Consider the following 18,381-nt stretch of genomic DNA (forward strand, 5'->3'; position numbering starts at 1 on the left):
CTATTTTCTGGCGATTGCTTTGTCCTGCTCTTTCAGCAAATCGACATTTTCCTTCGTATCCTTTATGTTTTTGTGTACGGCTTTTTTGTAATCGGCCACCATCTGATGTATGTTCTGCTCGCGTTCGTGGCACTTTGTCACATATGTCAATTTATTTTTCCCCGCAGCTTTCGGAGGATTTGGCAGGTCTAGGGCATCGAGCGCCTCTCTTACGGCCTCCAGCTTTTTGATGACCGCTTCATGTTTCAGCTTGATTGTCGTCATTAAAACCAGCTCCAACTGTTTTTGATTGAGCGGAGTTTATCGCTCAACTGATCAACCGCTTTTTCTCCGAGAGAAAGCAAATGATCCGCCTCTTTAGCTGCCGCTCCCGCCAATTCAAGGCTGTGTTTTTCAATTTCCAGCGCGAAAATTTTTCTCTCCAGCTGTGAAATATAGCCTTCGTACTTTCCGTTCACGATGTTGTACATTGATGTATGAGCTTCATCCCGTTCGTCATCAAAATCATTGGCGAAGTCCCCCGTCCAGTGGCTGTTCAGGTGAGGGTGCAAGATTTGTCTGATCTCGACAATCCCGGTTTCGTGTTCTTTCTCAATTTCCTTTTTTGCTGTTTTGACACGTTCAATCCGGCTTTCTACATCAGCCAGCTTTTGGTTAATCGTGCTGTGGATATGATTCAATGTGCTCTCATGACTCATATGATTCACCTCAAGAAATACTCAAATAGACGGATGGCACCAGTGCATCTGCTGCATTCTTTCCATTTATATAATAGTAAAATAGATGCAATCTTACTTAAATAGGGTGGATTGCTTATTTTTTCCCTTGCAAAGATGAGTGCAGTCTTCAGAAAAAGTAATAAAGACCTATTCCCGATAGACGCCGCACCGTCATAAAGGACGGAATCACGGATGCTGAAACAGTTCAAATCACCCTTTCGAGGTGACTCCTCGTCAAGCAAGATCACCCATTTACCGAAAACAGAAAAAGGATTCGCACAAAAGCTCTTATCAAAGCTTTCATTGCGAATCCTTTTGGTGATGAAACGGTTTTAACCTATTTAATCTCTGACACCCATTTTGCCATATCATCAAGCTTTTCCGCCGGAACCAGTCCTCCCGGCATTCCGTTACCGCCTTTTTCAATCTTTTCTTTAATCGCACCTGTATCCATCCGGTCTCCGACGCCCTTCAGTTTAGGTCCTGATACACCTTCATAATTCTCGCCGTGGCAGGTTACACAGTTCGCTTTGTAAATTTCTTCAGGCGAGGCATCCGCTTTGTCTTCTTGAGCTGTTTTATTCCCTTCGCCTGCAATTTCTTTTTCGTCATAAAGGCCTTTTATGGATAAGATAAAAACCAGTCCTATGCCCATAATGGCGATTAATAAAAATGGTATCAATGGATTGCGGTTCATTTTACATCCCCCTTTTTAATTTACCCCTGCCCCTTATGTAAACAATTCTAATTCTACTTTAATTTTACAAAAAGTAAACCAATTATGAAACAAAAGCTGATGAAGTTCACATTTTAGACAAAATAACGGATGATGAAGCAATTGTTCATTTTCCATTTAAAGACCAGTTTTTGAATACGGTTACAACAATAATTATAAAGGGCCTTTCCTTCGATCTCAAGGTTATAATGACTCAAAATGCACTTTTGGATATTTGCAAATTCGAAAGAAATTAAGTAAAATATAATCGGGTTACCAATAATAGCGCTTTCATTCTGTCGTGAAAAAAAGAACGGATCTCCTGACCCGTTCAAGTTTATTCGAGAAAATCTTTCAAGCGTTTGCTTCTGCTTGGATGTCTTAATTTACGAAGTGCTTTAGCTTCTATTTGACGAATTCGTTCTCTTGTTACCCCAAATACCTTACCAACTTCTTCTAATGTTCTTGTACGACCATCATCAAGGCCGAAGCGAAGGCGGAGCACATTTTCTTCACGGTCTGTCAATGTATCCAGTACATCTTCAAGCTGTTCTTTCAGCAATTCATATGCTGCATGATCTGACGGAGAAGTCGCTTCCTGATCCTCAATGAAGTCTCCCAGATGTGAATCGTCCTCTTCACCGATCGGAGTCTCGAGTGAAACCGGTTCCTGGGCGATCTTTAGAATTTCACGGACTTTTTCAGGCGTCAGATCCATATCTTCCGCAATCTCTTCAGGCGTTGGCTCGCGGCCGAGATCCTGAAGGAGCTGCCTTTGAACACGAATCAGTTTGTTGATGGTTTCAACCATATGAACAGGAATCCTGATCGTTCTCGCCTGGTCGGCAATCGCTCTTGTAATCGCCTGTCTGATCCACCATGTCGCGTATGTGCTGAATTTGTATCCTTTGCGGTAGTCAAACTTTTCTACCGCCTTCATCAGGCCCATGTTTCCTTCCTGAATAAGGTCAAGGAAAAGCATTCCGCGGCCGACATACCGTTTTGCGATGCTGACGACAAGTCTCAAGTTGGCTTCAGCCAGACGGCGCTTCGACTCTTCGTCGCCTTCTTCGATTTTTTTCGCGTATTCGATTTCTTCTTTTGCAGACAAAAGGTTTACCCGTCCGATTTCTTTCAGATACATGCGGACAGGGTCGTTTATCTTAACGCCCGGAGGCACGCTTAAATCGTTAAGGTCAAATTCTTCTTCGGCCTTGGCCAGCTGTTGAATATTAGGATCCTCATTTTCTTCGTTCTCGCTAATTAATTCAACGCCTTGTTCTCCTAAAAATTCATAATACTCATCCATTTGGTCTGATTCGATCTCGAAGCTGGACATGCGCTCTGCAATTTCTTCATATGTGAGCACTCCGCGCTTTTTTCCGGCTTCTGTTAATTGATCCCTCACCTGTTCAAATGTGAATTCAGTTTCGGTCTCGTGTGCTTGTTTATCAGCCATTCATGGATCCCTCCTTCCAAAACTTACAGACGAATTCTAAAAGCATCCCGCTTTTTTTGTTCCTATTTCACGAATAAAGCCTTCTCTCTCATCTAGGGCTTCACGGGAAAGCAAATCATAAATTGACAATATATGATTAGGACAAGCAGCTTTTGCTCCTCCGTTAGGATTCATTGCCAAAAGCTTTTCCTATTATATATAACGGTTTATTTCAGCGAACGGTTCAGCTTAACAATTTCCTGTGCCAAAGTTGCCGCTTTGATGAAGTCTTTTTGCCTCTCGGCTTCCGCCCTTGCAGCTTCTTTTTCTTTTATCATTGACCAATTTCGATAATTCAACACTTTTTTTACATAATCAGATAATTCCGCTTCACTTAATTCTTCGTTCACCTGAAGCATTAAGATATCTGTCAGAAGCTGACCGAGTTCCTGATCCTCAACTCTCTTAAAGAGCTCCTGGATGGAAATGTCCGCTCCTTCTTCATACATGGCGTACAAATAAGCGGCAATCGCGCGGTGCTGATCAAGGTTGAATTCAAAGCCCACCCGGTCTAAAACCTTTCGAATGACGTCCCGGTCATGAATCATGTGAGCCAGGAGCATCCGCTCCGCGTTCACATGAGCCGGCCGAAGACCTGTCTTTCTCCGCGGGGCGCGCGAAACGGCCGCCTGCCGCTCTTTTGAGTCCTGACGGCTGCTTTCCCTGCTGCGGCTTACAGCCTGCTTTTCAAATACGGAAAGCTGATCCTTCAAGGATTCAAATGAGATTGAAAATTCATTTGCCAGCTGTTTGACGTATATTTCCTGTTCCAAAGGTCCGCTGAGAAGGCTGACTTCCTTCAGTACATCGTTGATATAGGCTAAACGGTCTCCTTCATCAGACAGGTTTCTGCCCTTGCGGAAATAGTTCATTTTAAACGTCATCATCGTAACGCTGGCCCCTATTACATCATTCTTAAATTTCTCGCTTCCGAATTTTTTGATGTAGTCATCGGGATCCAGCCCGTCAGGTATCATGGCCACCTTGACGTCGCAGCCTTTTTTCTGAAGAATCTCTGCCGCTTTCAGCGTGGCTTCATAACCGGCATGATCCGAGTCATAGCACAGTATGACCTCTCCGACATTTCGCCTGATGATTTTCGCATGCTCTTCTGTCAGCGATGTGCCCATCGTGGCGATCGATTCTTTCACACCGGAACTGACGGCTGAGATGACGTCGGCAAATCCTTCAAAAAGGACGGCCCTCTCTTCTTTTCGAATGTGAAGGCGGGCCTGATGGAAATGATAGAGAAGCTTGCTTTTTCGAAAAAGCGGCGTTTCCGGGCTGTTCATATATTTTGGCTGCTCCCCGGTGAACGTCCTTCCGGAAAAAGCGACCGTTGCGCCGTGATGATCATGAATCGGAAACATAATCCTGTTTCTGAAACGGTCAAAATAGCCGTCACCGTTCTCGCGTCTGATGATGAGTCCAGCTCTTTCCATCAGCGCAAGATCAAAACCTCTCCGTTCCAAAAACTTTGTGATGAAATCCCATGAATCAAGGGCGCATCCGATTTCAAACTGCTCGATCTGCTCCATCTCAAAGCCTCTTTCGAGCAAATAATCGAGCGCTTCCTGGCCTTCCTTTGTATTGACCAGCAAATGATGATAAAATTTCTTTAACAGATCATGAGCTTCCGCCATTTTCTGTTCATCCGAACTGCCTGTGCTGTATGCTGATACAGCCGCTACCTGCTCCGGCAGATCTATTTGATATTTGTCCGCCAGGTGAGAGACGGCCTCCGTAAATGAATAACCTTCCATTTGTCTTAAAAATGAAAAAACATTCCCTCCCGCTCCGCAGCCAAAACAATGAAAAATCTGTTTTTCTCCGGAAACGGAAAAAGATGGCGTATTCTCACCATGAAAAGGACAAAGCCCAAAATAATTACGCCCCTGTTTTCTCAACTGGACGTACTCTCCGATAACTTCTACGATATCAGCTGATTTTTGCACCTGTTCTACAATTTCGTCTGGTATACGATTGCCCATGTTCCAACACTCCGTCGTACATAATTCGCTGCTTAGTACGTAAATCCTTCAATTTTCGACAAGATTTTTTGCAGCTCTTTGACAAATCGCTCTCGGTCTTCCTTGACCAGTTTTTTCGGGCCTTTCGTGTAACGTCCGCTTCTTCTCAATTTTTGTGCGACGTGACGGCGGAAAAGAGCATGATCGATGGAGTCCTCTTCGAAAAGATAGCCTCTCTCCGACATCACATAGACCTTTTTGCCAAGCAAAAGTGATGCCAGCCCGATATCTTGTGTGACGACGACATCACCTGGTCGAACATGGTTGGCAATGTACAGATCGGCTGCTTCTTTATGCGGATCGACATATGTCCAATTCTCTTCTTCTTTCCTTGTGACTTGAAAATGCTCGAATGAAGCCACGAATATGACCTTTACGTCGAAATCCGCCGCTGTTTTGAGCACTTCATCTTTCACCGGGCATGCGTCTGCATCGACAAAAATCGTCCTTTCTTTTTCAAGAAGACTAATTCTCCATCCCTCCATCAATCTCCTGCTATAAATACAGGCAAAATCACACAGGTTTCAAAAATAATCGATCTATAAGAATTTGTCGAAAGTTTTTTTCGGGAAATTCTTGACACGATACCCATAATAGTTTATTCGTTCTGTACTAAGCTTAAACCTAAAAGTTAATTATTTTATCACAATTTTTTATTATAATACAAATGGGTTAAAGATGCTAACATTTTCACTTTTCCCAAAACCATCAAAGCAAAAACCCAGGATGGGGTGTCCTGAGTTTTATTCTTAGACCCTTTTTGTCATCATGTTGTGAATAATGTTGGCCGTTTCCTCTACCGCTTTATTTGATACGTCTACGACATTGCAGCCGATGCGGCCGACGATCTTTTCAAAGAACTCCAGCTCTTCTTTGATGCGGTTGATATTAGCGTAAATCGCTTTGTCGTTGAGGCCGAGCGATTTCAGGCGCTCTTTGCGAATATGGTTCAGCTTATCCGGGCTGATTTTTAACCCGATGCATTTAGCCGGATCAACGGTAAAGAGCTCTTCGGGAGGATCCACCTCGGGAACGATCGGAACGTTTGCCACTTTTAACCGTTTGTGCGCCAAGTATTGGGATAACGGAGTTTTGGACGTTCTCGACACGCCGATCAGCACGATATCCGCTTTTAAGATGCCCCTTGGGTCTCTGCCGTCGTCATATTTTACGGCAAATTCGATGGCCTCTACCTTCTTAAAATAATCTTCGTCCAGCTGCCGGACTCTGCCCGGCTCGTATTTCGCGCTGAAGCCATAGACCGTCTCCATTTTCTCAATCAGCGGGCCGATGATATCGTAATACACGACATTCGCCTTTTCCGCTTCGGCGATTAAAAAATCACGAATCTCCGGGACAACAAGCGTAAAACAGATGATGCCTCCGTCCGCTTCTGCCAGTGAGATCACTTCTTTTATTGTTCCGCGGTCTTCGACATAAGGAATCCGCCTGATGTTTGTCTGCTCGGATGAACCGTTAAACTGGCTGATAGCCGCCTTGACTACGAGCTCAGCGGTCTCGCCGACAGAGTCTGATACAACATAAATCGTCCGATTACTCATGATATCCCTCCATTTGAAGTTCACTCTACATGATTTCATTTTCAGATAAGCCGACTAAAATTTTTGTCATGTTCGTTTTCGTAATTCTTCCCACAACTTCATAGCCTTTTTCTGTATCTTTTACAACAGGCAGTGCGTCAATTTGTTTTTCGATAAGCATCTTGGCAATGTCCAAAATGAAATCGTCGCGCCTGCAAAGCGTAATGTTCGGCATTCTCGTCATAATGATATGGACGGGTATTGAAGGGAGCTCCTGTTTGCCGATGCTGGCTCTGAGCAAGTCTTTTCGTGAAAGTACACCGACTAAGATGGCATTATCATCAACGACAAAAAGCGTTCCTACGTCCTCTAAAAACATCGTGCAAATCGCATCATAAACGGAGACATTTTCATGAATGACCACCGGAATGGACTGGAAGTCTTTCACCTGCAGCTTTTTCAGCTTATCAGCCAAGAGCTGCGTGCCCGTCTTTCCCGTGTAGAAATAACCGACCCGCGGCCTTGCTTCCAAAAATCCTGACATCGTCAATATCGCCAAGTCCGGACGAAGCGTAGCCCTTGTCAGATTCAGCTTTTCCGCGATATGTTCTCCGGTAATCGGTCCGTTCTCTTTGACAATCTGCAAAATATGCTCCTGACGTTTATTTAGTTCGATCGTACTCACCACCTTTAAGCCGAAGCTCACAATTCGTTCGTTATGTATAAAAGTCGATAACATATTATAACGCATATGAAGACTAAAATAACAGCAATTACAATTGAATTCTATGAAAAAGACAGGCACAAATTGACAAGGATGTGAAAAATCAATTTGAGCAAAAAGACGATTGCCAGCTTGTCAGCAACCGTCTTCTGCGGTGTTTATTTTACAATGATGGCATTGATGTTTGCAAAAGATCGGATCAGCTCCGCCAGGCTTGCCATTTGCGCCAGGCGGTTCGCTTTTAATCTTTCATCTTCGGCATGGACCATCGTGTGATCAAAATAACCTTCGATCGGCTCTTTTAGCTTGGACAGCTCACTGAAGGCTCCCTCATAATCTTTTGCTTGGTAAAGGGTCTCTAATTGCTGTCTGCACGCCTCATAAGCTTTGAAAAGCTCCTCTTCTTGAGGGTTTTCAAACAGTGACGCATCAATGGCGTTCGTTTCGCTCTTTTTGCTGATCGAAATAACCCTTGCCAGCGCTTCAGCCGTTTCTTTAAATTCCGGTTTTGCTGCAGCCGATTCAAGAACAGCGGCTTTTTCGACAGCCGAATACGGCTCAAGGTTCGAGCTTTCGAGCACGGCATCCACCACATCGTAGCGGATGTTTTCCGCTGTTAATACGTATTTGAGGCGCTGTTTAAAGAATTCGAGCAGTTCGCTGTTTGCTTCCTGTCCGGCAAACGCAGCCAGTTCTTTGAATGAAATGCCCCAGTTCCGGTCAAGCAGGATTTGGACGATGCCGCTCGCCTGTCTTCTTAGTCCATACGGATCCTGAGATCCTGTCGGAATAACGCCGATTTTAAAGAATGAAGCGACCGTATCGAGTTTATCCGCTAATGCGACGACGGCGCCGACGATTGATGAAGGTGTTTCCCCTCCGGCTTGTCTCGGCATATAATGCTCATTGACAGCGAGCGCCACTTCTTCTTTCTCCCCGAGCATCCGCGCATATTTTTCACCCATGATGCCCTGCAGCTCAGGAAATTCGTAAACCATGTGTGTCACAAGGTCGAATTTTGAAATGTGCGAAGCGCGCTTGATCAGCTGCACCGTCTCTTGATCCGCACCGATGATTTCAGCGATCCGTTCAGCAACCGCCTCAGTGCGTCTTACTTTGTCTCCAAGCGATCCCAGTTCTTCGTGGAAAACGATCTTTTCGAGTTTTTTCACATTCTCGTCAATGTTTAATTTTTGATCTTCTTTATAGAAGAAGGCGGCGTCTGAAAGCCTCGCTCTCAGTACTTTTTCGTTCCCTCTCGCCACGTTTTCAAGGGCGCGGCTGTCTCCGTTGCGGACGGTCACAAAGTAAGGAAGCAAATCGCCGTTTTTATCTTTGACAGGGAAATAGCGCTGATGCTCTTTCATCGTTGTCACGAGCACCTCTTCAGGAATTGCGAGAAATTCCTCTTCGTAAGAACCGGACAGAACCGTTGGATATTCAACCAGATGGGTAACCTCATCCAGCAGATCCTCGTCTCTCGGAATGTCCCAGGACTTTTCAGCCGCCAGTTCGTCAAGCTGCTTAACGATCAGCTGCTTCCGTTTGTCCGGATCGGCAATCACAAACTGGCTTTCCAGTGCCGCTTCGTATTCAGAAGGTGCGCTCAAGCTGGCTGCTTTTCCAAGGAAGCGGTGTCCCTGTGTTGTGCGGCCGGTTTCGACATGAGCGACTGAAAACGGAACGACTTCACTGCCGAACAGCGCGACGATCCATTTAATCGGCCTGATGTATTTCAAATCTTCGCTGCCCCAGCGCATGTTTTTTGGAAAGTGGAGGCTTGTCACCAAGTCGCCGAGCTCAGGAAGTAATGAAAACGTATCCTGACCTTTTTGGAATTTTTGCACAAAAACATATTCCGTTCCTTTGATGTCTTTAAAATACAAATCTTCCGGACTTGCTCCTTGCCCCCGTGAAAAGCCGATGGCCGCCTTTGTCCATTCGCCGTTTTCGTCAAGGGCGATTTTCTTTGCCGGTCCTTTCGCTTCTTCTGTCACATCGTCCTGCTTCTCCGCCACGTTCTCGACAAGAACGGCCAGTCTTCTAGGGGAGTTATAGAGCTTGACGGAACCGAAGGCAATATTTTTTTCCTTGAGCCAGCTTTCCAGTTTTTCACCAAGCTGAGTCATGCTGTCATGCATGAAGCGCGCCGGCATTTCTTCTAATCCGATTTCTAAAAGCAAATCTTGATTACTCATGTGAAGCCTCTTCCTCCTTCAGCATTGGGAAACCCAACTTTTCGCGTTCATCATAATACGTTTTCGCCACTTTTCTGGCCAGATTTCTCACCCTTGCAATATATCCTGTGCGCTCCGTGACGGAAATCGCTCCTTTTGCGTCAAGCAAGTTGAACGTATGCGAGCATTTCAGTACATAATCATAAGCAGGATGGACAAGTCCCTGATCCATCTGACGGTTCGCTTCTTTTTCGTACGTGGCAAACAATTCGAACAGCATGTCGACGTCAGATGTCTCGAACGTATAGACGGAATGCTCGTATTCAGCCATCTTGAACAGGTCTTTTATCGTATAGCCTTTCGTCCATTCGAGGTCAAAGACGTTTTCTTTGTCTTGAATATAAGAAGCAAGGCGTTCAATACCGTATGTGATTTCCACAGAAACCGGTTTGCACTCAAGCCCGCCGACCTGCTGAAAATAGGTAAACTGGGTGATTTCCATGCCGTCAAGCCACACTTCCCAGCCAAGCCCGGCGCAGCCGAGCGACGGATTTTCCCAGTTATCCTCGACAAAACGGATATCATGCTCCAGAGGGTCGATTCCAAGAGCTTTTAATGAATCTAAATAAAGCTCTTGAATATTGTCGGGAGACGGCTTAATGATCACCTGGAATTGATGGTGCTGATAAAGCCTGTTCGGGTTGTCCCCGTATCTTCCGTCCGCAGGGCGTCTTGACGGCTCCACATAAGCGACTTTCCAAGGTTCAGGTCCAAGGCTCCGCAAAAATGTATATGGACTCATCGTTCCTGCACCCTTCTCTACATCATACGACTGCAAAAGTACGCATCCTTCATTGGACCAGTGCTTTTGCAGGGTCAAAATCATTTCTTGAATATTCAAATGAAGCACCTCCATAAAACGTGTTTTCAAGTTTAATTTTTGGCATAGGGCTGGTTTGGGCAGAAAAAAACTCCCGTCCCTATGCTTGTTTGCCCACAAACATAGGGACGAGAGTTCTCCCGCGGTTCCACCCTAATTGCTGAGAGGAAATGTCTCAGCCTCTTTTTTAAAAGTTGCTCAGGGAATGCCTTTCATTACGCTCTCATCCCCGGCTTTCACCGCCCCGGAGTCGCTTCAATGAGGCCGTGCGCAATTACTTCTTTCCGTCAACGCAACGTCATTATTGAATCCAATCTTCATGACATGATCTTATAAAAAGATGAAGAGGTTGTCAACTTTTGTTTTCATCGCCCAGCATCTTTTTCATATTGTCCATTTGTTCCATGAAGCGCCGCGATTTCAGGTAGATCCCTGAGTACTCGTCATAGTACGTCTGTATGACCCTTTTCAGCTCATCCTTCGTCTCCTGTTTAACCGAGACATTTCCGAGCCTTGACAGGTCAAAATAAAAAAACAGCCTCAACAGCCTGGCGGATGCGGGAGACAGCGGTATCCTGTATGGATCTTTCGCAAAACAGCGGTGGCAGATAAAGCCGTTGTCGCGGATCGAAAAATGAAATGTGCCGTCTTTGCTTTTGCAATGTACACATTCATCCAGCTCCGGATACAGCCCCATCACGCTGAGCATTTTAACTTCGATAAGGTTGGCGATAATGTCGGGATCTGTACCGTCATCGAGCCTCCTCATCGACTGAAGAAGCAGCTCAAATAAAAACGGATTCGGTTTCTTTTCCTCCGTTCCCTTGTCGATTAATTCAGTGATGTAGGCCGCGTATGCTGTTAAAAACAGATCCTCGCGTATATGCCTCATGCTTTCGATCATCTCGCCCTGCTCCAATGTGCCGAGACCGGATGATTTGCGGAATAAAAAAGAAGCATAAAGGAACGGCTGGGAAATCGCTGACAAGCGGCTGTTCGGCTTTTTGGCGCCCCTTGCCAGCACACCGATTTTCCCGTGTTCTCTCGTCAACAGCGTAATGATTTTATTTGTTTCACCATAGTCGTTTGTACGAAGGACGATACCTTCACATTTCGTCAGCATATGTGCACCATCCAAAAATTGGAGGGGTCAAGCATGATCACAAAATTGGAAAGTCAATTTGCGCTAGCTCTTCTTCAAGTACTTCGGGTCTTTCCAGGTTCTCCTTTTCCAATTCTTTAAAAAGGAGGTACGTGTCTACGCTTCCTGTTTGTGAAAATACATTCCAAGTAAAATTCAACATAAAAAGCCCCACCTTTCTGTTTATAACTAGCTTTTTAAACATCCAAATTCTTAAGATTATCTTGACCTTGTATCCTCCATTTCATGTTAAACAATTTTTTCTAATATATCTTTGATTTCGAGAGATTTTGTCACGACTAAACCGCGGTCAAGCTCTGTCCGTTAATACTCGTCTTCTCTAAATCCAAAATCACGAAGCTGAGACATCTTGTTGCGCCAGTCTTTCTGCACTTTAACCCACAGCTCTAAAAACACCGATGATCCGAGCAGCGCCTCGATATCAGTTCTTGCCCGCTTGCCGATTTCTTTAAGCAGGCTGCCTCTTTTTCCGATGACGATCCCTTTTTGTGAATCGCGTTCGACGACGATGGTCGCGCTCACATACACAGAACCGTTTTCCCGTTCTTGAATGGACTCGATCGAGACCGCAATGCTGTGAGGGATCTCTTCCCTTGTCAGATGCAGCACTTTTTCCCGAATCAGCTCAGAAATGATAAATCGCTCCGGATGATCGGTCACCTGGTCACTCGGGTAAAACTGCGGACCTTCCGGCAAATAATCTTCAATTTGCTTTAAAAGCGTATCGATATTATTTCCCTCAAGGGCGGAGATCGGAACGATTTCCTGAAACGGATACCTGGTTCTGTACTCATCGATCAGCACAAGAAGCTCATCCGGATGAATCCGGTCGATTTTGTTGACGATCAAAAATACCGGCGTCTTGACTCCTTTTAAGCGCTCGATGATAAATTCGTCGCCTTTTCCGTAGCCTTCCTCCGCATTGATCATAAACAAGATCAAGTCGACTTCCTTTAAAGTGTTCTGCGCCACCTTCATCATAAAATCGCCCAATTTATGCTTCGGTTTATGAATGCCCGGCGTATCGATAAAAATCGTCTGGGATGTATCGGTTGTCAGCACACCTTGCACTTTGTTTCTTGTTGTTTGCGGTTTGTCGCTCATGATGGCGATTTTTTGGCCGATCACGCGATTCAAAAATGTAGATTTTCCTACGTTTGGTCGTCCGATAATGGAGACAAATCCTGATTTAAAGCTTTCCTGTGTCATGTAAGTCCTCCGATGAAAATGCTCCTGGCAGTAATTCTTGAACCGTCATTTCTTTGATTTGGCCATTCAGATTGGTTAAGATGACAGGCATGTTTGGTGAACAAAGTTCAGAAATCACCTGTCTGCACGCTCCGCACGGCGACACCGGACCCGGCGTATCCGCAGCGACGGCAAGCATCTTAAACGATTTTTCCCCTTCCGAGTAAGCCTTGAACAACGCTGTCCGCTCGGCGCAGTTGCACAGGCTGTATGCAGCATTTTCAATGTTGCAGCCTTTGTACACCTTGCCGTCCTCAGTCAAAAGGGCAGCGCCGACTTTGAATTTCGAATACGGAACATATGCAAATTCCCTTGCTTTTAAAGCTTCTGCAATCAATTCTTGTTTAGTCAATGTGTGTATTCCTTCCTATAGCGGTTATGGTACCGCTAACACTTTTATTTTACATAAAAATGGCTTCTTTTTCACGCCCAAATCACAAATGTAAAATTTTTGTAAGAATTGCGCACAATGAAAGGCACGGCATCAAAACAATTTTGACAAAAAGATGAGTAACCCAATCATACACGAAACGGCCGCAAACACGCAAACCGCCCCGGCCGCCGCGTCCTTTGCCGCCTTTGCAAGCGGGTGGTTCTCTTTTGTGAAAAGATCGATCGTATGCTCCACAGCCGTATTCATCAGCTCCAAGGCGAGCATTCCGCCGATCAGGATCAAGATGATGGACCATTCGATCAGAGTCAGCCTGAAGAAAAAGCCGCAGACGATCACAAGGATGGCGGCCCCGGAATGAATTCTAAAATTGCGCTCCGACATGAACGTCTTGACTATTCCTGTAAAGGCGTTTGAAAAACTCCATTTCAGACGGCGCCATTCATTTTGTTTATGAGGATCTTGAGAGCCCATATCGATTCAAAATGTCCTTTTGCTTAGTGAACATCTCTTTTTCCTCTTCTTCTGTCATATGGTCATAGCCGAGGAGGTGCAAGAAACCGTGAACCGTCAGAAAACCCAGCTCCCTCATCAGTGAATGCCCGTATTCTTCGGCCTGTTCCCGTGCTTTATCAGCGCTGATGATGATATCTCCGAGAACGGGCGGCATGTCAGCGCCGATAATTTCAATCTCTCCTTCGCCGTCTTCTTCAAGGGCAAATGAAATGACATCAGTCGGATAATCTTTGCCTCTGTACTCTTTGTTGATTTTTTGGATCTCTTCATTGTTGACGATCGTAACCGAAACTTCGGCGCCGTCTGCGACGCCTTCCTCTGCCGATGCGAATTGAAGAATTTTCTCAATTTCAGCAAGCTGGTCTTCAGGGACCCGTCCGGTCTCGTCTGTGATATCTAGAATTAAACTCATGTATGTTTCACCTTCTGTTTAGGATTAGCTTCCGGATATTCGATCCGGGAATGAAAAATGCCTTTCAGCGTTTCGCAGAGCGTCTTCGCGATAATATTGAGCTCTTTTAAAGTCAAATCACATTCGTCAAACTGCCCGTCCTGCAGCTTATCTGATATGATCCCGCGCACCAGCTTTTCAATCCTTTCGGGATTCGGGTTATGCATTGAGCGGACGGCTGCTTCGACACTGTCGGCCACCGAGATGATCGCCGCCTCTTTTGTCTGGGGCTTAGGGCCAGGATAGCGGAACTCTTCTTCAGTCGTCTGATCGCCTTTTTCTTTCGCCTTATAGTAAAAAAACTTGAGCAGCGATGTGCCGTGATGCTGTTCGGCGATGTCGACAAGCTCCTTCGGCATTTTATGATCCCTCAGCATATCGGCGCCGTCTGTCGCATGGGCAATGATGATGTTTTTGCTCAGCTGCGGAGAAAGCTTGTCATGCGGATTATCAATATTCATTTGGTTTTCTATAAAGTATTGGGGCCGCTTTGTCTTGCCGATATCATGGTAATAGGCTCCGACTCTTGCCAAAAGCCCGTTTGCTCCGACAGCTTCACATGCCGCCTCCGATAAGTTCGCGACCATAACGCTGTGATGGTATGTGCCGGGTGTTTCCGTCAGAATTTTGCGGAGCAGCGGATGATTCGGGTTTGAAAGCTCGAGAAGCTTCATCGTGGACAGAATCCCAAAGCCGCTTTCAAAAAACGGCATGAGCCCGAGAACAAGAACTGACGATCCGATGCCGGACACCGCTCCCATGACAAGGTATGTCCCCATCTCAAGTCCGGTTTGCGCCGTGTTTTGAATCAGCTGCAGGGTAAACAGGACGACGATGTTGATCAGGGAGACAAACAAACCGGCCTGGAGGATTTTCGCCCTCGCATTATGCTTCCCTAAAAACAGTATACCCGCCATCGAGCTGATCAAGAAATACGTTCCGATTCCATAGTTAAACGTGCCTGTCACACCCTGGTTAAACATCATGCTTCCGCAAATGGAAAGGATCATGCTCGACAGGATCGCCAGCCTTTCATTGATCAGCAGTTTAATGAGCATCACGCCCATCGCAATCGGCACGAGATAGCCGATATGGCCGATTTCAAGCTGCTGAAACAGGCTGATCACTTCCATGACGATTAAAACGATCGCTGTAATCAATGAAAACAGCATGAGCGACTTATTTTTCGGAATCCGGCTGCTGTACTGCCTTTCGAAATAGTAAACCAAAGCTGAGATGAAAAGCGCGATTAAAAGCAGCAGTCCGCCGACAGGCTTGAAGATGTTGGCTCCGCTTAAAAGTCCTGTCAGTTCAAGCTTTCGATAGACTTCCCTGTCGATCAGCTGATTTTCCTCAACAAGTATCTGCCCCTGCTTGATCTGCACCTGCTGCACGCTGTCTGCCGCTTCCTGACGCTTCTGCTCCGTCTTGTCAGGATCGTATACATAGTTGGGAATGATTGCAAAGCGTCCGATTTCATCGGCGGCGTTTTTTAATTTTGAAGGTATTGAATTACCCTTCAGCTCTTTCGTTACATGCTCTTTCGCTTCATCAAGCTTGCCGGCGCGGATTTCTTTGCTCATCACGTCATTGACGGCGGTGATGACCGAATCCTGTGTCATGGAAAGTTCTCCGTCGCTGGCCTTCAGCAGGTGTTTGACTGAATCCTGCGACAGCGAGTCCGTCACATCTGAAGTCAGCTTTTCTTCGACAGATTTGATCTGGTCTTTTTCAGATGGGGCCTGCTTGTCTTTTTTCTCTTGTTCTGCGCTTTCTTTTTTCACTTCTTTAATGATGTCGAAAATTGATGAGACAAGGTCGACCCTGTTGTCAGAGTACTCTTTTTTCAAGGTGTACTGGTCGGGAACTTCCTCTCTCGCTTCCTGCTTTTTATTAGCCGTTGCCTTTTGATCTTCGACTGTTGCCGGCGCATAGATCGTATTCTCGCTGATCGAAAATAAATCGAGGTCGAGGGACTCGGGCCTCACATGGAAAAACAGCAGGATGAACATTAGCGCGGATAAAGCCGCATAAAGAACGACGGGGAGGAAGCGGCCGTTTTCCAAGCGGATGGGCCGAAACTTTCCGTCTCTTTTTTTCTTTTTCAACAAAAGCACCTCTTTTCCCGCGGGAAACTAAAAAATGACCCGATAACGGGCGATCGGGCCATTCGGAATTATTTTGACTTTTCGTATGCTTCAATAATACGGGCGACAAGCGGATGTCTGACCACGTCCGTCTGATCCAGTTCAACAATTGAAATGCCTTCGATATCAAGGAGCATCTTTTTTGCAACAGCAAGCCCCGATGTGACGCCCTTCGGCAAATCGATTTGTGTAATGTCGCCTGTAATGACCATTTTAGAACCAAAACCCAATCTCGTCAAAAACATTTTCATTTGTGCCGGTGTCGTATTCTGCGCTTCATCCAAAATCACAAATGCGTCGTCGAGCGTCCGCCCCCTCATGTAAGCAAGCGGCGCGATTTCGATCGTTCCTCTTTCAAGCAGCCGTGCCGTATGGTCCGTTCCGAGCACGTCATGGAGCGCGTCATATAGCGGTCTTAAATATGGGTCGACTTTCTCCTTTAAATCCCCCGGCAAAAACCCGAGGCTTTCCCCTGCTTCAACAGCTGGTCTTGTCAAAATGATTTTTTTGATGCGTCCGTTTTTCAGTTCATGAACGGCCTTTACGACAGCCAAATAGGTTTTCCCCGTTCCTGCAGGGCCGATGCCGAAGATTAAGTCGTGCCTTTTCATGGCGGCGATATATTCTCTTTGACCGATGGTTTTGACTCTGATCGGTTTTCCTTTGGCGTTTTTCGTAATTTCCTCTTCATACATGCTTTCAAAAAACTCAAGCTTCTGCTTTTTCGCCATCTTGATCGCATACAAGACATCGCGTTCTGATATCTCGATTCCTTTGCGGATGAGATTCAAGAGGGATGCAAGCAGGCTGTCCACGATTTCAAACGTTTCTTCGTCTCCGGTCACATAGACGGTTTCACCGCGCGTGACAATCGAAATGTTCAGCTCTTCCTCCATTAACTTCAAATGGGAATCCTGGTTCCCAAACAGCGCTTGAGCCTCGTTCGGACTTTCCAGTTGCTGATGAATCGCAAGTAAGTGTTCTGTCATTCTTTAGTCTCCTGAACAATTGGTGTTGTTTGAACAATGTCTTCAATAACCTGGTAAAGGATGATCAATTTAACTTTACCATTCTCACTCGTTTCGTGCAAAACTTTTTCACTGATAATGTTCCCGTCGCTGCCGATTTTTTTCCTGATGTCTCTTTTTCCCATTTCGATCCCTTCAAGGACCGCTTCTTTTTTCGAGTACACCCTTTTGATTTGTTCGCTCTCTCTCGTATGTTCCTTTTCATATGCGACAGGAAGCGTAAAATTCATAAAATGCAGCGAGTGTTTTTCGGTTTCTGTCTTCGGACGCGAGAACTCTTCTTTTTTAAAAGAAAAGCCCCAGACAGGCACAGAAAAAGAACCGAAGGATAGCTTGTGACTTGTCCTTACTTTACCCGTAAAAACGTCAAATGATGTCTCAAGAGGAACCGTTACCTTTGACTTGTACCAGGTTTCACCGTAGATTTTCCCTTTGGCTCCGACTTTTTGCTTTTCCTCTTCGCTCCCGATCAGTCCGGAAACAAGCATTTGCCCTTTTTCAACGTGCTGGTTTACGGTGACGAGCGGCTCGCCTTTTTCCACGAACATTTTCGAGATGGTCGCCCCTTTTTTAGCGACGATGTGCCTCGGACCAATATATTTTTCTTTGTCAGGTTCATTTTTTTCAACCACTTTCATGTGAAGGGCCGTGCCGTTTAATTCAATGCCCACCCAGGTGATGTTTTCGACGCGCTTTGTAAGCGCCTGCTGAATTTTTTCCGGGGTCAGCATCGTAAACTGAAGGCGCCCTTTTTTGACGCCGATTTGATTCAAGTGCTGTCTGATTTGATGTTCTGTCTCCGGATTGGCTCCTGTTATGTCAATTTTCCAAAGCATGTTGGACAATAAAAACATGATGATAAAAAAAGCAGCAATTCCAATAGTGAAGCCGCTATTCCGTTTAGACTTCTGCACAAGGAAAGGGAAACCTTTTCGTCTGACGAAGCGGCACTTGCAGTCAAAATCCCTTATGACCCTCCGGAAGGCATGTACATCAGAAAGCGGAATATAAAGAAAGACAGCGTCTTTCTTTTTCTTAACATTAAACATCGGGATGCTGCGCCTGGTGCATTCATTTAATAATCGCTCGATCCCCTTTCCCGTTATCTCAAGCTGGATCTTTCCTGAAAAAAAAGAAAGCCATTTATTCTTCAC

20 protein-coding genes are annotated in these 18,381 nt (G+C 45.6%); all 20 read right to left on the minus strand.

What is annotated here, in order from left to right:
* Positions 1-264: a YwqI/YxiC family protein gene (locus M1D59_RS13935; RefSeq protein ID WP_025811144.1), complete on the minus strand. Its 264-nt coding sequence runs from the start codon at positions 262-264 to the stop codon at positions 1-3.
* On the minus strand, positions 264-698 hold the full coding sequence (locus tag M1D59_RS13940) for a YwqH-like family protein (protein ID WP_020452232.1): 435 nt from the start codon (positions 696-698) through the stop codon (positions 264-266). The genes M1D59_RS13935 and M1D59_RS13940 overlap by 1 nt, the downstream gene beginning before the upstream one ends.
* 358 nt (positions 699-1,056) lie before the next feature.
* Entirely contained in the window at positions 1,057-1,416 is a 360-nt protein-coding gene (gene cccA / locus M1D59_RS13945; RefSeq protein WP_020452233.1) for a cytochrome c550, read from the minus strand.
* A gap of 355 nt (positions 1,417-1,771) precedes the next feature.
* Positions 1,772-2,893 (minus strand): RNA polymerase sigma factor RpoD, encoded by a 1,122-nt coding sequence (rpoD, locus tag M1D59_RS13950; RefSeq protein WP_020452234.1) that lies wholly within the window; start codon positions 2,891-2,893, stop codon positions 1,772-1,774.
* Between the two features lie 36 nt (positions 2,894-2,929).
* On the minus strand, positions 2,930-3,067 hold the full coding sequence (locus M1D59_RS13955) for a hypothetical protein (protein ID WP_155266823.1): 138 nt from the start codon (positions 3,065-3,067) through the stop codon (positions 2,930-2,932).
* Between the two features lie 32 nt (positions 3,068-3,099).
* Positions 3,100-4,923 (minus strand): DNA primase, encoded by a 1,824-nt coding sequence (dnaG, locus tag M1D59_RS13960; protein ID WP_458117473.1) that lies wholly within the window; start codon positions 4,921-4,923, stop codon positions 3,100-3,102.
* A 32-nt stretch (positions 4,924-4,955) separates the two neighbouring features.
* Positions 4,956-5,447 (minus strand): YaiI/YqxD family protein, encoded by a 492-nt coding sequence (locus tag M1D59_RS13965; RefSeq protein WP_023855238.1) that lies wholly within the window; start codon positions 5,445-5,447, stop codon positions 4,956-4,958.
* A 264-nt stretch (positions 5,448-5,711) separates the two neighbouring features.
* Entirely contained in the window at positions 5,712-6,524 is an 813-nt protein-coding gene (locus M1D59_RS13970) for a pyruvate, water dikinase regulatory protein (RefSeq protein WP_023855239.1), read from the minus strand.
* 25 nt (positions 6,525-6,549) lie between these two features.
* A complete protein-coding gene (locus M1D59_RS13975; RefSeq protein WP_025804968.1) occupies positions 6,550-7,188 on the minus strand; it encodes a helix-turn-helix transcriptional regulator in 639 nt (212 codons plus the stop codon).
* Positions 7,189-7,385: 197 nt separating this feature from the next.
* Positions 7,386-9,425 (minus strand): glycine--tRNA ligase subunit beta, encoded by a 2,040-nt coding sequence (gene glyS, locus M1D59_RS13980; RefSeq protein ID WP_458117474.1) that lies wholly within the window; start codon positions 9,423-9,425, stop codon positions 7,386-7,388.
* Positions 9,418-10,305, minus strand: a complete 888-nt coding sequence (gene glyQ / locus M1D59_RS13985; RefSeq protein ID WP_020452239.1) for a glycine--tRNA ligase subunit alpha — start codon at positions 10,303-10,305, stop codon at positions 9,418-9,420. The genes glyS and glyQ overlap by 8 nt, the downstream gene beginning before the upstream one ends.
* A gap of 331 nt (positions 10,306-10,636) precedes the next feature.
* On the minus strand, positions 10,637-11,407 hold the full coding sequence (gene recO, locus M1D59_RS13990) for a DNA repair protein RecO (RefSeq protein WP_020452240.1): 771 nt from the start codon (positions 11,405-11,407) through the stop codon (positions 10,637-10,639).
* Positions 11,408-11,444: 37 nt separating this feature from the next.
* Complete coding sequence (locus M1D59_RS13995; protein ID WP_003183626.1) at positions 11,445-11,588, minus strand: YqzL family protein; 144 nt, start codon at positions 11,586-11,588, stop codon at positions 11,445-11,447.
* Positions 11,589-11,749: 161 nt separating this feature from the next.
* Positions 11,750-12,655 carry a GTPase Era gene (era, locus tag M1D59_RS14000; protein ID WP_023855242.1) on the minus strand — a complete coding sequence of 302 codons (906 nt, stop codon included), beginning with the start codon at positions 12,653-12,655 and terminating at the stop codon, positions 11,750-11,752.
* A complete protein-coding gene (locus M1D59_RS14005) occupies positions 12,636-13,046 on the minus strand; it encodes a cytidine deaminase (protein WP_020452242.1) in 411 nt (136 codons plus the stop codon). The genes era and M1D59_RS14005 overlap by 20 nt, the downstream gene beginning before the upstream one ends.
* 132 nt (positions 13,047-13,178) lie before the next feature.
* Positions 13,179-13,559, minus strand: a complete 381-nt coding sequence (locus tag M1D59_RS14010) for a diacylglycerol kinase family protein (RefSeq protein ID WP_145624080.1) — start codon at positions 13,557-13,559, stop codon at positions 13,179-13,181.
* Positions 13,537-14,013, minus strand: coding sequence for an rRNA maturation RNase YbeY (ybeY, locus tag M1D59_RS14015; RefSeq protein ID WP_079289175.1), 477 nt, complete (start codon positions 14,011-14,013; stop codon positions 13,537-13,539). The genes M1D59_RS14010 and ybeY overlap by 23 nt, the downstream gene beginning before the upstream one ends.
* The gene (locus M1D59_RS14020) at positions 14,010-16,064 is read right to left on the minus strand and encodes an HD family phosphohydrolase (protein WP_237612057.1); all 2,055 of its coding nucleotides are present in this window, start codon (positions 16,062-16,064) and stop codon (positions 14,010-14,012) included. The genes ybeY and M1D59_RS14020 overlap by 4 nt, the downstream gene beginning before the upstream one ends.
* A gap of 164 nt (positions 16,065-16,228) precedes the next feature.
* Positions 16,229-17,188, minus strand: coding sequence for a PhoH family protein (locus tag M1D59_RS14025; RefSeq protein ID WP_017474322.1), 960 nt, complete (start codon positions 17,186-17,188; stop codon positions 16,229-16,231).
* Positions 17,185-18,381, minus strand: coding sequence for a sporulation protein YqfD (gene yqfD, locus M1D59_RS14030; RefSeq protein WP_020452246.1), 1,197 nt, complete (start codon positions 18,379-18,381; stop codon positions 17,185-17,187). The genes M1D59_RS14025 and yqfD overlap by 4 nt, the downstream gene beginning before the upstream one ends.

Source organism: Bacillus sp. PK6-026 (assembly GCF_054161455.1).

What these genes read in the sequence shown, in the direction of transcription:
- M1D59_RS14025 (WP_017474322.1), bottom strand. Translation starts at nt 17,188, where the DNA reads ATGACAGAACACTTACTTGCGATTCATCAGCAACTGGAAAGTCCGAAC.
- M1D59_RS13940 (WP_020452232.1), bottom strand. Translation starts at nt 698, where the DNA reads ATGAGTCATGAGAGCACATTGAATCATATCCACAGCACGATTAACCAA.
- M1D59_RS14020 (WP_237612057.1), bottom strand. Translation starts at nt 16,064, where the DNA reads ATGTTCATCCTGCTGTTTTTCCATGTGAGGCCCGAGTCCCTCGACCTC.
- recO (WP_020452240.1), bottom strand. Translation starts at nt 11,407, where the DNA reads ATGCTGACGAAATGTGAAGGTATCGTCCTTCGTACAAACGACTATGGT.
- M1D59_RS13995 (WP_003183626.1), bottom strand. Translation starts at nt 11,588, where the DNA reads ATGTTGAATTTTACTTGGAATGTATTTTCACAAACAGGAAGCGTAGAC.
- M1D59_RS13935 (WP_025811144.1), bottom strand. Translation starts at nt 264, where the DNA reads ATGACGACAATCAAGCTGAAACATGAAGCGGTCATCAAAAAGCTGGAG.
- rpoD (WP_020452234.1), bottom strand. Translation starts at nt 2,893, where the DNA reads ATGGCTGATAAACAAGCACACGAGACCGAAACTGAATTCACATTTGAA.
- glyS (WP_458117474.1), bottom strand. Translation starts at nt 9,425, where the DNA reads ATGAGTAATCAAGATTTGCTTTTAGAAATCGGATTAGAAGAAATGCCG.
- ybeY (WP_079289175.1), bottom strand. Translation starts at nt 14,013, where the DNA reads ATGAGTTTAATTCTAGATATCACAGACGAGACCGGACGGGTCCCTGAA.
- M1D59_RS13955 (WP_155266823.1), bottom strand. Translation starts at nt 3,067, where the DNA reads ATGAATCCTAACGGAGGAGCAAAAGCTGCTTGTCCTAATCATATATTG.
- era (WP_023855242.1), bottom strand. Translation starts at nt 12,655, where the DNA reads ATGACACAGGAAAGCTTTAAATCAGGATTTGTCTCCATTATCGGACGA.
- M1D59_RS14010 (WP_145624080.1), bottom strand. Translation starts at nt 13,559, where the DNA reads ATGGGCTCTCAAGATCCTCATAAACAAAATGAATGGCGCCGTCTGAAA.
- M1D59_RS13970 (WP_023855239.1), bottom strand. Translation starts at nt 6,524, where the DNA reads ATGAGTAATCGGACGATTTATGTTGTATCAGACTCTGTCGGCGAGACC.
- cccA (WP_020452233.1), bottom strand. Translation starts at nt 1,416, where the DNA reads ATGAACCGCAATCCATTGATACCATTTTTATTAATCGCCATTATGGGC.
- dnaG (WP_458117473.1), bottom strand. Translation starts at nt 4,923, where the DNA reads ATGGGCAATCGTATACCAGACGAAATTGTAGAACAGGTGCAAAAATCA.
- M1D59_RS13965 (WP_023855238.1), bottom strand. Translation starts at nt 5,447, where the DNA reads ATGGAGGGATGGAGAATTAGTCTTCTTGAAAAAGAAAGGACGATTTTT.